At 44.0% G+C, this 671-nt stretch carries 1 protein-coding gene; it reads left to right on the top strand.

Features of this window, described 5'->3' with window-relative positions:
- Positions 1-671, top strand: a 671-nt coding sequence (locus P2W71_RS21200) for a malectin domain-containing carbohydrate-binding protein (protein WP_276373351.1), incomplete at both ends; no start/stop codon positions are given.

Genomic DNA, 671 nt, shown 5'->3' with positions numbered 1-671 from the left:
GTGGATCTTCACCTGGCAGAAATTTATTTCAACACCACCGGATCGAGAGTATTCAGTATTAACATTGAGAACGGTCAGTTTGTAAGAACTAATGTGGACTTGATTCAGACCATTGGATCCATCAACCAGGCGTTTGTACTTCGAGCCGATAATCTTAATATCACAGACGGCATCATAAACATTAGTGTCACCAGTGTGGTAGATAACGGCAAGATTTCCGGTGTAGTGGTAGGGCGGTATAATACAGCTCCAGTCAATACCCCACCCGTTGTTGCACAGGCATATCCTGATCAAAATATTCCCTCAACGCAAACTAACTTAGTTGTAAACCTGGGACAGATTTTCAATGATAATGGAGGGGTAAACAATCTGGCCTTCACCGTACCGAACAATACAAATGCAGCCTTAATCAGTAATACCCAGATCGTTGGAAGCCAGGTGACATTTACACTGAGCGGCACAACTGGTACAGGCATGATTACCTTAAGAGCAACCGATGCAAGCAATGCATTTGTAGAAGATGTTTTCCAGTTGACAGTTACTTCATCAGGCACGCCGCAGTTGGTAAACGTTATCAGGATTAACAGTGGTGGAGGAGCACAAAACTTTGGAGGAGAAGCTTGGGTTGCTGATCAATACTTTACCGGCGGAACACCATATTCGACAACATC

Origin of the sequence: Chryseolinea sp. H1M3-3 (assembly GCF_029360725.1) — a bacterium.
Lineage (GTDB): Bacteria > Bacteroidota > Bacteroidia > Cytophagales > Cyclobacteriaceae > Chryseolinea.
The sequence above is the reverse complement of the archived record's forward strand: the minus strand, read 5'-3'. Positions and strand labels throughout refer to the sequence as shown.